The 12,569-nt window shown below is 41.5% G+C and carries 13 protein-coding genes; 3 read left to right on the top strand and 10 right to left on the bottom strand.

Annotation, left to right across the window (positions count from 1 at the left end; all coding sequences use genetic code 11):
- Positions 1-57: 57 nt before the first annotated feature.
- Positions 58-432, bottom strand: coding sequence for a group I truncated hemoglobin (locus J0654_RS05110; protein WP_207026575.1), 375 nt, complete (start codon positions 430-432; stop codon positions 58-60).
- 388 nt (positions 433-820) lie between these two features.
- Here J0654_RS05110 and J0654_RS05115 point away from each other — a divergent pair, with 388 nt between their 5' ends.
- Together J0654_RS05115 and J0654_RS05120 are read left to right on the top strand one after the other, a co-directional pair.
- Positions 821-3,016, top strand: coding sequence for a transferrin receptor-like dimerization domain-containing protein (locus tag J0654_RS05115; protein ID WP_207026576.1), 2,196 nt, complete (start codon positions 821-823; stop codon positions 3,014-3,016).
- 134 nt (positions 3,017-3,150) lie between these two features.
- Entirely contained in the window at positions 3,151-3,771 is a 621-nt protein-coding gene (locus tag J0654_RS05120) for a JAB domain-containing protein (RefSeq protein WP_207026577.1), read from the top strand.
- Here J0654_RS05120 and J0654_RS05125 read toward each other — a convergent pair.
- The 8 genes from J0654_RS05125 to J0654_RS05160 form a co-directional block, all read right to left on the bottom strand.
- Entirely contained in the window at positions 3,768-4,805 is a 1,038-nt protein-coding gene (locus tag J0654_RS05125) for a hypothetical protein (RefSeq protein ID WP_207026578.1), read from the bottom strand. The genes J0654_RS05120 and J0654_RS05125 overlap by 4 nt on opposite strands.
- Positions 4,802-7,129, bottom strand: a complete 2,328-nt coding sequence (locus J0654_RS05130; protein WP_207026579.1) for an AAA family ATPase — start codon at positions 7,127-7,129, stop codon at positions 4,802-4,804. The genes J0654_RS05125 and J0654_RS05130 overlap by 4 nt, the downstream gene beginning before the upstream one ends.
- A complete protein-coding gene (locus J0654_RS05135; protein WP_207026580.1) occupies positions 7,126-7,416 on the bottom strand; it encodes a WYL domain-containing protein in 291 nt (96 codons plus the stop codon). The genes J0654_RS05130 and J0654_RS05135 overlap by 4 nt, the downstream gene beginning before the upstream one ends.
- A gap of 243 nt (positions 7,417-7,659) precedes the next feature.
- Complete coding sequence (locus J0654_RS05140; RefSeq protein WP_207026581.1) at positions 7,660-8,037, bottom strand: DUF302 domain-containing protein; 378 nt, start codon at positions 8,035-8,037, stop codon at positions 7,660-7,662.
- 9 nt (positions 8,038-8,046) lie between these two features.
- On the bottom strand, positions 8,047-8,931 hold the full coding sequence (locus tag J0654_RS05145) for a helix-turn-helix domain-containing protein (protein WP_207026582.1): 885 nt from the start codon (positions 8,929-8,931) through the stop codon (positions 8,047-8,049).
- Positions 8,932-9,019: 88 nt separating this feature from the next.
- Positions 9,020-9,436, bottom strand: a complete 417-nt coding sequence (locus J0654_RS05150) for a nuclear transport factor 2 family protein (protein WP_207026583.1) — start codon at positions 9,434-9,436, stop codon at positions 9,020-9,022.
- A gap of 70 nt (positions 9,437-9,506) precedes the next feature.
- On the bottom strand, positions 9,507-9,974 hold the full coding sequence (locus J0654_RS05155) for a YHS domain-containing (seleno)protein (RefSeq protein ID WP_207026584.1): 468 nt from the start codon (positions 9,972-9,974) through the stop codon (positions 9,507-9,509).
- Positions 9,975-10,003: 29 nt separating this feature from the next.
- Positions 10,004-10,549: a carboxymuconolactone decarboxylase family protein gene (locus J0654_RS05160; RefSeq protein ID WP_207026585.1), complete on the bottom strand. Its 546-nt coding sequence runs from the start codon at positions 10,547-10,549 to the stop codon at positions 10,004-10,006.
- 547 nt (positions 10,550-11,096) lie between these two features.
- On the opposite strand from J0654_RS05160, the gene J0654_RS05165 reads away from it, so the two are divergent.
- Complete coding sequence (locus J0654_RS05165; RefSeq protein ID WP_207026586.1) at positions 11,097-11,333, top strand: hypothetical protein; 237 nt, start codon at positions 11,097-11,099, stop codon at positions 11,331-11,333.
- A 3-nt stretch (positions 11,334-11,336) separates the two neighbouring features.
- On the opposite strand, the gene J0654_RS05170 is transcribed toward J0654_RS05165, so the two are convergent.
- Positions 11,337-12,536 (bottom strand): PQQ-dependent sugar dehydrogenase, encoded by a 1,200-nt coding sequence (locus tag J0654_RS05170; protein ID WP_207026587.1) that lies wholly within the window; start codon positions 12,534-12,536, stop codon positions 11,337-11,339.
- Positions 12,537-12,569: the final 33 nt, after the last annotated feature.

Raw genomic sequence — 12,569 nt, forward strand, 5'->3', positions numbered from 1 at the left:
TCTAAAATAACCAATATTCCCCAATGTTAAACAACCGACTCGGACATTGGCAAAGGTCTATTTGGAAACAATCATACCCTTTAAGGACCATAAAACAGAAAGAACATCTTTCTTGGAATCCTCATCAATTCCGTTTGCATCCAAAGCAAGCATAATATCATCCATTACATGAAAATATTCACCAGGACTAATATTCATTCCTGTATGAGCAGCTACCATGTCCAAACCGGTATAATTTGCTGGACCACCACTGCCCATGCTGAAAAAATCAATAGTATGATCTTTTATTATCCGTAAACGCTCCGGTTGGTCCTTTAAAGGCAGAAACCTGGCATTTACTGCAGGGTTCTCCATATGATTGTTTACAGTGGTGTCCACAATGGCGGAAATACCTTCTCTTCCTCCAAGTCGTTCAAAAAGTGTGCGTTCCATGTTATGTTTGTTTAGGTTGTTACTTGTACCAAAATATCGTTCGTGGCAGAGGGTAAACAATAATTAAATTAATAGAGATGGGAAGGGGAATTTTATTGAGCAGATATTTATCTACCTATATTTCAACAAGTTAATTAAAATATATTAAACCATGGAGGTTCGCTGGGATTAATAGATATCTAGGCACAAAAAATGTTCTTGTGAAGCTCAAGAAAGCAAAACATCTTTTCAAAAAAGAAATCCACTTTGAAAAACATTTCGTGTCTTATAATTTGAGAGGTCCTTTTCAACGAAAATGCAAATTCTTTGAAAATTTGGCATCACTTCTTGCCTTTTTACTTCATTACCTTTAAACAATCCCTTAAATTTAGGGAGCTAATTCAAAACAATGAAAAATAAATTACTTTCCCTACTCCTTCTTTTAGGAGTAATCAGCGTCTCGGCCCAGGACAACATTATTGGGTTCAGTGAAACAGCTTCGGAAGCACAAGAACAGCTCGAAGCAGCATACGAAAAACAACTTTCCGCCGACAATCTCGACCAATGGATGAAGCGCATGGCCGCCGAACCCCACTGGGTAGGTACCGAATATGGCGAAGAGAACGTAAAATGGATGGAAAAGCAGTTTAAATCGTGGGGATACAAGACCCGTATCGATACCTACCAAGTGCTTTTTCCCTATCCCAAGGTACGGGTGCTGGAGCTGACCGCTCCCACCACATACACCGCCTCTTTGGAAGCCATTCCCGTAGAGGGCGACCCGTACACGGCCCAGGGCGACAAACTATTGCCCAGCTACAACGCCTTCTCCACCGATGGCGACGTAGAGGCCGAACTGGTCTTTGTGAACTACGGTATTCCTAGCGATTATGAGGAACTTGAAAAAATGGGGATTGATGTAAAAGGTAAGATCGTTATTGCCAAATACTATGGTTCTTGGCGAGGCATCAAACCCAAACTGGCCGCCGAAAAAGGGGCCATTGGCTGTATCATCTATTCCGATCCGGAGGATGATGGCTACTACCAAGGCGATGTATACCCCAAAGGTGCCTTTAAAAACAAAACAGGCGTGCAGCGTGGTTCCGTAATGGACATGCCCCTGTATCCCGGTGATGTATTGACGCCCGGCTATGCCGCTACCAAAAATGCGAAGCGTTTGGACCGCGAAGAGGCCCCGACCATCACCAAAATCCCGGTACTGCCTATTTCCTACGAGGATGCACAACCGTTGTTGGAGGCATTGGAAGGCCCTGTGGCCCCAGCTTCTTGGCGAGGCGCCCTGCCCCTTACCTATCATATTGGGCCCGGACCTGCCAAGGTGCACCTGAAATTGGAGTTCGACTGGCAATTGAAGCCTGCCCACAACCTGATTGCCACTTTGGAAGGCGATGAATTCCCAGACGAGTGGGTAATCCGTGGCAACCACCACGATGCATGGGTACATGGTGCCAGCGATCCCATTAGTGGTATGGTCGCCCTAATGGAAGAAGCCCGCGTAGTGGCCCAATTGGCCAAGGAAGGCAACAAGCCCAAACGTACCATGGTCTACTGTGCCTGGGATGCTGAAGAGCCTGGATTGATTGGTTCCACCGAATGGGTGGAGGACCATATTCCAGAATTAAAAGAAAAGGCCGTGGCCTACATTAATACCGATGGTAACAGCCGTGGGTATTTGGGCGTTGGAGGTTCCCACTCCCTACAGGCCATGGTGGGCCAGGTGGCCAATGCGGTGACCGACCCACAAAAAGGCGTTTCCGTTGCGGAACGTCGCAAGGCCGCCAACGTCATGCGCGGTGGCGACAACTCGTTTAAATTGTCTGCTTTGGGCTCTGGTTCGGATTATACGCCTTTTATACAGCATACGGGCATTGCCTCGTTGAACTTGGGCTACGGTGGCGAAGGCCGTGGTGGGGAATACCACACCATTTACGATACCTACACCCACTACACCCGTTTTAAAGACCCTGGTTTTGACTATGGTGTGGCTTTGGCCAACACCGCAGGGCGTATTTCGTTACGTTTGGCGAATGCCGAGGTATTGCCGTTTGAACTTACCCAATGGCACAGCACCATTGAAGGCTATTTGGGCGAAGTCATGAAAACATTGGAGGACATGCGTGCCGAAGTGGAAAAACACAACAAACTGGTAAAGCAGGACGCTTACCAACTGACCATGGACCCCAAAAAACCCGTGGCACCCGCAACAATGAAGGACGAAGTACCGTATTTGGACTTTTCGCCCATACAAAATGTGGTTGCCGAACTAAAGAAAAGTATAGCCACCTTTTCCAAGGCCGATGTACTTGCCCTGTCCAGCGCCAAAAAGGCACAACTGAACCAAGAGTTGATGGGCATGGAGCAGGTATTGCTGCAGGATAAGGGACTGCCCCGTAGGGATTGGTTCAAGCACCAGATCTACGCCCCCGGATTTTACACTGGCTATGGGGTAAAAACACTTCCAGGCGTGCGCGAGGCCATTGAACAGAAGGAATGGAAAGAAGCACAGGAACAAATCGGGGTATTGGCCACTACCCTAAAGAATTTTAATGCGCAGGTACAACAACTGAACAGCATAGTGCAGTAATTGGATTCCACTGAAAACCCAAAACCGCCCCAGCAAATAGCGTTAGGGCGGTTTTTTTATGCCCGACCGCCATTTTTGCTTTTTTCGCGGGCATGGACTACCTTGCCCAGACCCAAATGTTATAAACACCTACCATGAACGTACGGCTTACCAAAGAACAAAAGATCAAAGTGCTCAACTCCGCGGACATATATAAGATCATGCAGCAGATATTGCTGCGCGAAAACAAGATACGCCGCAACCAAGAGCATTTTTGGGTGGTGGGCCTTAACCACAACAACAAGATCCTGTTTGTGGAACTGATCGGTCTGGGGGCCAGCAACCGGGTGAATGCCGACCCGCCCGATGTGTTCCGCATGGCGATCTACAAACTGGCCAGTAAACTGATTTTGGTGCACAACCACCCCAGCGGCTCGCACGAGGTTACCGATGCCGATATTACCTTTACCGATCACATGCTAAAAGCAGGAAAATTGATCAAGGTGGAGGTGTTGGACCATTTGGTGATCACCGAAACCAACTACACCAGTTTTGCCGACCAAGGCGTAATGGACGAGCTCCTAAAAAACGGCCTGTTTGAAATTATGGGGCCCGAAAGGCAGGAGTTGGAAGCCTTTAAATTGGAAACGGAACGCAAACGTGCAGAAAAAGAAAAGGCAAAAGCTATTGCCAAAAAGATGAAGAAGGACGGACTTGATGCCGATACCATTAAAAAGTATACTGGATTGAGCAAGAAGGAGATTGGGGGGATTTAATCCGACAACCCATTAATCTCCTTTTCAATTAACTTGTATTTATCCTTTACATCCTCACCCATATAAAAATCCAATAAGTCCTTTTTAGTAAGCGTTCCATCCTCCAAGAACTTGGAAAGATACTCTTGATTGAAATTCATGAGCAGAATGCTCTTTTCCAATTGCTTTAATATTGATTTGTTGTTTTCGATGTTACCCTCTACCATCCTTTTGATGCTGGTAATTTGGTTGATGTCCTTAATTATTCGGTTAACAATGATGGCTAAAACGTCTTTATCCAATTCCACATCTTTAGCATTCATGGCAATATCACGAGCCAACATATAAGCAATCGCAAGGTTTGAATAATCTCCTTTTTGTGAATCGATGATAGCCACAAACCCTATCGATTGGATAAAGCCGACGTTCTCGAATATTTTAAGGATACTATTATCCACTAATGAGATATCGAAAACGATGATGCTCACTTTTGAAGCTCGGTTAGCATCTGACTCTATCAACTGACTCCAAGCCGTATCATATTTTCGGGTAAAAACGTCTTTACTGTCAATGTCCCCGAGCTTGATGCTTTTGTCAAATTTACACTCGATGGAAATTTTTAAATCAGAGTCGCCATTTATTCTACAAATAATGTCTCCTGTTTTGTTTCTTTGGAGATTACCCGCTTCATTGCCCGTTAATAAAGCAATGTCTTTTATTCTTTTCTCCTTAAAATATTCGTTTAAAAACTCCGCAATATCATCTTCTGCCAAAGAACCTTTTATGGTCGTTTTATAAAAAAGCTCCTTTTTCATTTCAAAGATCATCTTTAAACTTTCTAACTCTGTACCAAGTTCATTAGTTGTTTTGGAAAGAAAGGCAGAAAGACGATCTTCCATTAAAGCCAAAACACCTATATAAAGAGCCTTGAACAAATTTTCTTCTCTTTCAGAAACAGGAAGATTATCGAAATAATTGAAAACAATAGCATTATCTACTTCAAAGTCTTTGACCTCTACCCTATTTAATTTTTGATTCAATTTGATTTTAGTCATTCACCTACAATTTCAACAAGTTCATCAAAATGTTTCCTATCAAGTTTTTTAATAATTTTCATCACATCCTTTACAATGTTGTCACTTTCACTTAAAATGTTATCAATAGAGTTATCAAATGCCTCAATATGATCACTATGTGAATATTTATTTATAAATCTATAAACTCTTTCTCTCATTATATCATCAGACTTACTGGGCAAAGCATTATTGAGTAATTGTGCGAAATCATTTCTTTTCTTTGGAAATTTGAAGTTCAAGAAAATCTCTAAAAGTTTACGCGATATGTTTGCAACTGAAAAACACTGTTCAACCGATAACTTTGATTGATTTAAAAAAGTGTTTAACTTCATAAACAAGTAATGATATTCAGTGCTGTAAAGTAACAAAGTATTATCTGCATTTTCAATAGATGATTGTCTTACTCCATTTCTGTAATCGCTAATAATATTATAAATACTATACTTTCTTTGAAAAAATACTTTTCCAGTTGAATCTTTCTTCTTTTTAGTCTTTTTCATCATCCAATCACGAACAAGTCTGTAAAATGTGAAGTTATGTGTCAACACAAATAATTGCTTTGAATCGTTACAAATATTATTTATAAAAGAATATGCATTGAATAAATGATTTGAATCAAAGCTCGATATAGGATCATCTATTACAATTATGGTTTCTTTTAATTCACCTTCTTTTTCCAAAAGTTTTGTCAAAAAGTAAACAAAAGAGATTGCTGTTTTTTCGCCTTCACTTAAATTACTTCCCTTTTCACTTTTTTTCCCAACTCTTCTGATTATTTCATAACCGTTCTTTGAAGAATTAAATCTTAAACTGATATCGCTATGATTTAAAAATCTATGGAGCTTATTATTAAATTCTTCTGCACCTAGAATCTCATCATTTAGAGATGCATTTAACACCCTAATCTTTTTAGTTAAAACAGGTTTCTTCTCACTTAATTTTTCCAATTGTCTCTCATTGGCTTTGTTTAATCTAATTTTTGAAAAATACTTGCTTTTCTTAACCTCTTTCTGAGCTATTGACAATTCTAACTTTTTCTTTGCTTTATCAACAAAGTTTTCAAAATCATCGGAAGTTTCATTATGTCTTTTAACAATATCTACTATACCATCTATAGTCGCATTAAATTTATTAATCTCTTCATGTGCAATTTCAATTACTCCAATCTCATAATTGAATGGGTTCTTATATTTTAAATTTAACGTGTCAATTGATTTATTTAAGGAATTCTCTATACTTACCTTTAACGACCTAAACTCTGAAAGAAATTTTAGATATTCCTTCCTTAAAAATGGATATAATTCAACATCCAACAAGAAATCAGTTAGTATTTCACTTTTAAATGTTTCGAATTTCCTAATAACTACTTCCAAATCCATTTGCAGACTTCTGAAGTCTTCATTAAAATGGGCGTTTAATTCACTTAACCTGCTTTCAGAAATTGGATTTTTACAAAATTTACATCGCTTTGAATTGTTATGAAACTTTAAGCCTTCCTCCACCCACATACTAACCTGTGTGTTTTTTTGAAGAGAGGAAATAGTGTCAGCAACTATATTTTTTTTAATTAGTAAATTAGCCTCAGTTTGAAGTTCTCGAATTGAATCATAATCAATTTTTTCAGGAATTAGAGCATCGATTTTATCCAAATATTCTAATCTTGCAGTTAGTTTCAAACTGTCAATTTCCTTTGTTTTAGCAATAAGTTTAGTCTTTTTTATTTCTGAGATGTTATCGTCAATTAATTTTTTTAAACGTCTTTTATCGTAATTGAGATAATATTTGTCTTCAGTACTTAAAATTTTAAATTCATTTTTTATTTCTTTTGCTCCATTTATGAGAAATGTGTCCAGTTCATTTGCAGTTTTTTCAATTTCATTTTCCTTTTTGTTAATCTCAACTTCAAGCGAATTAAATTCGTCGGTCAGATTATCCAAATTCTTCTTATCCTCAACTTTCTTTTTTGATATATAAAGCAGTTTCTTAGTTATATTATCCCAATCAATATTTTCATCTACAAAATGCTCATTAAATACTTCTATTTTTAATCCCTCGGGAATGTTATCTATACTTTTTGAATTAAGAACTATTCCATCATCTGTTCTAAAACTGAATGCTCCTTTTTTAAATGAATCATTTAAGGTTTTAGATTTCAAACAATTAAACAACTTTGAAAAAGTAGATTTCCCACTTCCATTCCAACCATAAATGAGATTATATTTTTCAAAACCTTGAATTTGACCAGTGTTTGAAATATCTTTCAATATTCCAAAATCCTTAATAAACTCAATTTTACTTATCATAAAGCACAAATAATCTCATCCATTGCTTTATCATCTGGGTTATAGCCATCTCGTGGACCATTAAAGGTTTCAGTCAATATTTCAAGTCCATCTGCATTGTTTAAGTCATAAAGTTTCCAACCCATTCTTCCAGAGCTGCTAAATCCATCTACTTGATATGCCCTCAAAACAGTGTTTCCAGCAGTGGAAACACCTAAGCAATGAGGTTCAACTGTCCTAGAATATCCATCATAGTCAAACTCAATAATTTTTTGATTTTCAATTGCTTCAGAAATTAAATCTTCCATATTTTATAAATTTAAAGGTTAGTGTTTGCGTCAATTCAAACGTTAAGCTTAAATGGTGAAGGCGGTCATTAAAAATGTATTTTTCTTTGACCTTAAAAATGAGGCATTTAAATATAGGGTTTCAATTTGTTAAACAATTACAGAAAAGCGTCATAAAAACTGGGGTTTTCCCCTAATACAAACAAAAAAAGCCCCCAAAGGGCTTTACCAACTATTCCAAAAAATCCAACTATCCCACCTTCCCTAAAAAGCAATAATCCCCTGCACCCGTTCCAACAGCTCATCGGCCATTTCAGGCTTCAACCCATAATCCTGTAAACTGCCCACAGGGTTTTTAAAACTCAGTTGGGTGGTGTGGGCATCCACTTGGTGCAGTACCAGTTTTAAGGGGATATCGTTTATGGCCAAAGGATCGTTCGCCATGATCTGGGCAATGTATTTGGGTTCAAAAAAGAGCAATTGGGTTAACGGGGGTATGGTTATGCCCTGTTGGGCCACAATGGCCTGGGTGTCTATCTCGTGCAGGAGCAAAAAGCCGTGCTCCACAATGCGTTTTTTCAACGCACCGTACAATTGCCCAAAGGGCACGGGCAGGGTTTGGTGTATTACATGTGCTTTCATAACAAAAGGTTACGCCATGGCGGAACGGGCAAAGCCCACGGTTTCGCGATAGGTTTTGGGCGAGATGTCCGCATTGTTCTTAAAAAATCGGCTAAAGTAGTGCTCGTCGTCGTACCCGAGGTCGTAAGCGATCTCCTTTACCGTTTTGTTGGTCAGGTACAGTTCGCGCTTGGCCTCGATTATGATCCGTTCGCTGATCAGGTTGGTCATGGTCTTGTTAAAATGGTTCTTGGTCATTTTGGCCAGCGCCTTGGGGCTTATGTTCAACAGGTCGGCATATTCGCCGGCGGAGTGTATGGTCTTGTAGTGCGTCTCTATCAGGTTTTTGAGCTTCTGGAGGATAAAGGGCTCCTTTTCGTCCGGGGTGCCCTCCAAGGCTTCGGGCTGTTGCTTGGCCTTGGCACGGGAGGCCGTGATCAAAAATATTTTAAGGTAAGAGACCAACAGCTCGTACTGCGCCAGCTCCGATTTTTGCACCTCGGTGTACATCTGCTCCAGCATCAGTTCAAAATTGTGACACATTTCTTCGGTAACACAGAGCATGGGCGGACTGTAAATATTGTTAAAGAGCACCCCATTGCAAGCCACCTGTTCGTGGTGCTTGTGGATGCAGAAAAAATCGGGGTGAAAATGCAACACCACGCCCTCCAACGGTTCTTCCTCGGTAATGGTAAACGGTTGATAGGGCGTTACGGCAATTAAGGTATTTGGCGTAAAGGTGTACTCCAAAAAGTCCACATGGGCGGTGCCCCTCCCCTTTTTTATCCAGATCAAGGAATAGTGATTCAACCGTTGCGTATCGCAGAACTGGCAGCTATCGTCAAAAGAGGATAGTTTAAAGGCCAGGTTGCCCGTTTGTTCGTCGATGAGCGTGTGGGTGTTGTAGATGTCCATTTTTTGATTGTATAGGTTGAATATCGGCAACCCCTCAAAAAAATGTCTTGTCGAGCCTTTCGACTGCACTCGACCTGACACATCTTGATTAAAGTCGCCTTTCGGTTTCGTCTATGGGCAGGTCGTTGATACTGGCAAAGCGCTTTTGCATAAGCCCGTGTTCGTTGAATTCCCAATTCTCGTTCCCATATGCGCGAATCCACGCTCCTTCGGCATTTTGGTATTCGTATTCAAAACGAACTGCAATCTTATTGTCGGTATAGGCCCACAATTCCTTTCTTAATTTGTAATTTTTTTCTTTTTGCCACTTCTCCGTCAAAAAGGAAACTACTTCCTTGCGCCCGTTGATAAACTGCGAACGGTTGCGCCATTCGGTGTCCACCGAGTAGGCCTTGCTTACCTTTTCGGGGTCTTGGCTGTTCCAGGCATCTTCGGCCAATTGTACTTTTTCGCGTGCGGTTTCCTCGGTAAAGGGTGGCAGGGGATATTTTTTTTCTATTTCCATGGTCATGAATTTTTAAAACAAAAAAAGGGCAGGACCTATGGCGGGGCCCTACCCTATGAGCTAATTAAAACTACTTGCTACGTTGCACTTTGGGCCAATTGGCGTGTGCCGCCTTTTTTAGCACCGAAGTACGTTGTGCCCAATCTTCGTAGGTATTAAAGGGCTCTCCGTTAAAAGGTCCGTTAAAGAACAGGTACAGTTTACCATCGATCACCGCATATGTTTCCGGGTTGATGGGAAACTTAGCCTCTTTTGCACCAATGCCCCAGGCACAATAGCCATCAAACTGGGGTAAATAATTGTTCGGGGATTTTTTAAAGGCATTCTGGTTCGCCTTGCTGGCAAAGTAATACGTAGCACCATGATGCTTTACCGCATAACTTTTGCTGCCTTTTTGTGCTTCTCCAGAAAAATAGGAGACCACATCGTACCCACCAATGGCCAGACCGTTATCGTCTACCGGAGGGGTTTGGGCCTGTACACTGATAGCAGCAAACCATAGGATCCCAAAAAGAAAAAGATTTCTAAATGTTTTCATTTGTATTTGATTTTAAGATTACTGATTGATTATACCGTAGCGGCTTCCACTACTGGAAAATCGATATCGGTGTTGGCCGTATTGTTGAAGTAATTGGTGAATACGTTCAAGGCCACGTGTGCCACGATCTCCCCCACGGCTCCATCGGTATACCCGGCCGCTTTTACAGTTTCCACATCTTCAGAGGAAACGCGTCCGTTTTTGGCGATCAAGGTTTGGGCAAACTGAAGTGCGGCAGCCACTTTAGGGTCCGCATTAATGGCCTCTCTTGCCGATTGCAAGGTGTTGGTATCGATACCCACCAATTTTTCACCGATAAAGGAGTGCGCGGACAGGCAGTAGTTACAGGAATTGGACTCTGCTACGGTCAAGGCCAACAATTCGCCCAGTTTACCACCCAAAGATCCTTTGCCCAAAATATCGCTAAGGTTCAAATAACCTTCCAAAACGGCGGAGGAGTTCCCCATGGTTCTCATCATGTTGGGCACCATACCCAATTTACCTTGGATGCCTTCAAATAATTCTTTTGATCTTCCGGTTGCTTCCTTTGGATCTAATGCTTGTAAACGTGTCATAACTTTCTGTTTTTTAATGAATAATTCGTTTGTCAATATTGACATTACAAAGGTGCGGTGATGTTGTCGTGAATAAAATGGACAGATGTCGCAAGTCCTTGGACAATTTTCCTTTAGATTTAAACTTGCTGAATTTTGGTCATTTCAAATAGGGCATTCCTCAATCCAAAGGAGGTATGCATCAATTAAGTGCGCAAAATAATTGCGTATACTGTAGTTTGCCCAAAAAAATAGGATATGACTACCTTGGAAACTATAAACACCTTGCAGATCATCTGTTTGGTGTTGTTGGGATGGATCATTTTTATGGTAGGTTGGTTGGCCGGTGCCATTTGGGGGAAAAGAAATAGGTTTTAGGACAATACGCTAACTTTATACACGTTGAACCCAATCCAAACCTACTTAAACCTACATTGCCATTTTTTGGAAAGACCCCCATATTGCATGCATACTGGCCTACTTTGGAGATAGGCAGTTTACCGTTAAAATAGACCGATTACACACCGGGGAAATACGGTATTTATGCTGGCACAAAAGCAATAGTATTTTGGCGAAACCCAATCTAATATTAAGGAACGGAAAAACAAAAAAGGCTTCCAATGGTGAAACCACCGAATATATTTTCCTGCACGATGAACAGGTTTTTACCGTGGAGCACATCCCCCCGACAACAAATGGGGGTGCCCATTTCTTTTTTCTAGAGGTATCGGATGAAAGCCATAAAAAAAGTACTTGGAAAATGGAACAAATGCCCATACCCAAGTACTTAATTGATATTTCTTAATGATTATCCTTTATAGGTCACCCGGTAAATGGCATTGCCCTCATCGTCGGAAATCAGCAAAGAGCCATCTTCCAAGAACAATAGATCCACAGGTCTACCAAAGGCTTCTTGTGATGCTTCATCCAACCAGCCATCAATAAATGGCTCGTAACTTACGGCCTCACCATTTTCCAATGTTACTAAGCTTACCCTGTACCCCACTTTGGAAGAGCGGTTCCAAGAACCGTGTTCCGCCAAAAATGCCTGTCCTGTGTAGGCATCCGGAAACATGGGCCCTTGAGCAAATTTAACCCCCAAAGCTGCTACGTGGGCTCCGAGCTGTTGTACGGGAGGCACAAAATCGGAGCATGGACGCTGATCACCAAACTCTGGGTCCTTTACCGTTCCCCCATGGCAAAATGGATAGCCGAAATGTTGGCCCACTTCGGTAAGTTTGTTCAATTCGCCCGGAGGTACATCGTCGCCCATCATGTCCCTACCGTTATCGGTGAACCAAAGTTCGTTGGTATCCGGGTGCCAGGTAAAGCCAACGGTATTCCGAACCCCATGTGCCACAATTTCCCTGTTGCTCCCATCGGGATCCATTCTGGTGATGGTCCCGAAACGTTCATCTTCGTCGGTGCGGTCACAAATATTACAAGGGGCACCTACGGGAACATATAATTTATCATCGGGCCCAAAGGCGATGTATTTCCATCCATGGTGAAATTCGGTCGGGTAATCGTCATAAATCAATTCGGGCTCCGCAGGGTTTTCCAACTGCGACTCAATATCCGAATACTTGTACAAACGGCTAACTGCGGCAACATACAAAGCACCGTCCCTAAAGGCCATTCCGTTGGGTTGCTCCAAATCCGTGGCTATGGTATAGGTTTCATCTACCCGGTAATCCCCATCCACATCTTTTAATGCATAAACACTTCCTTCATTTCGGGTACCTACAAAAAGGGTTCCATCGGTACCCATAGCCATGGAACGGGCTCCTTCAATGTTTTCCGCATAAACATCTATGCTAAAACCTTCTGGTAGATTGAGGCGGTCCAAGGGCAGGTCACCGGTATATTCCGGTGCTTCTTCTGCATTCTCCGCTACTTCCTCGGTAGTTTCCTCCTCTTTACTTTCTTTGTTTCCTTTACATGCTATAAATCCCACTGAAAGTAGCAGCATCAGCACAGACCTTAAGGTCAACGTATACATTCTCATCTTGTTATGTTAGGTGTTTTGGTTTTTGAATCA

The organism is Flagellimonas profundi (assembly GCF_017313275.1).
Taxonomy (GTDB): domain Bacteria; phylum Bacteroidota; class Bacteroidia; order Flavobacteriales; family Flavobacteriaceae; genus Flagellimonas; species Flagellimonas profundi.

Bases quoted from the DNA above. Each gene is read 5' to 3' on its own strand.
- J0654_RS05170 (WP_207026587.1), bottom strand. From the start codon at position 12,536: ATGAGAATGTATACGTTGACCTTAAGGTCTGTGCTGATGCTGCTACTT.
- J0654_RS05120 (WP_207026577.1), top strand. From the start codon at position 3,151: ATGAACGTACGGCTTACCAAAGAACAAAAGATCAAAGTGCTCAACTCC.
- J0654_RS05125 (WP_207026578.1), bottom strand. From the start codon at position 4,805: ATGACTAAAATCAAATTGAATCAAAAATTAAATAGGGTAGAGGTCAAA.
- J0654_RS05140 (WP_207026581.1), bottom strand. From the start codon at position 8,037: ATGAAAGCACATGTAATACACCAAACCCTGCCCGTGCCCTTTGGGCAA.
- J0654_RS05160 (WP_207026585.1), bottom strand. From the start codon at position 10,549: ATGACACGTTTACAAGCATTAGATCCAAAGGAAGCAACCGGAAGATCA.
- J0654_RS05135 (WP_207026580.1), bottom strand. From the start codon at position 7,416: ATGGAAGATTTAATTTCTGAAGCAATTGAAAATCAAAAAATTATTGAG.
- J0654_RS05150 (WP_207026583.1), bottom strand. From the start codon at position 9,436: ATGGAAATAGAAAAAAAATATCCCCTGCCACCCTTTACCGAGGAAACC.
- J0654_RS05130 (WP_207026579.1), bottom strand. From the start codon at position 7,129: ATGATAAGTAAAATTGAGTTTATTAAGGATTTTGGAATATTGAAAGAT.
- J0654_RS05110 (WP_207026575.1), bottom strand. From the start codon at position 432: ATGGAACGCACACTTTTTGAACGACTTGGAGGAAGAGAAGGTATTTCC.
- J0654_RS05115 (WP_207026576.1), top strand. From the start codon at position 821: ATGAAAAATAAATTACTTTCCCTACTCCTTCTTTTAGGAGTAATCAGC.
- J0654_RS05145 (WP_207026582.1), bottom strand. From the start codon at position 8,931: ATGGACATCTACAACACCCACACGCTCATCGACGAACAAACGGGCAAC.
- J0654_RS05155 (WP_207026584.1), bottom strand. From the start codon at position 9,974: ATGAAAACATTTAGAAATCTTTTTCTTTTTGGGATCCTATGGTTTGCT.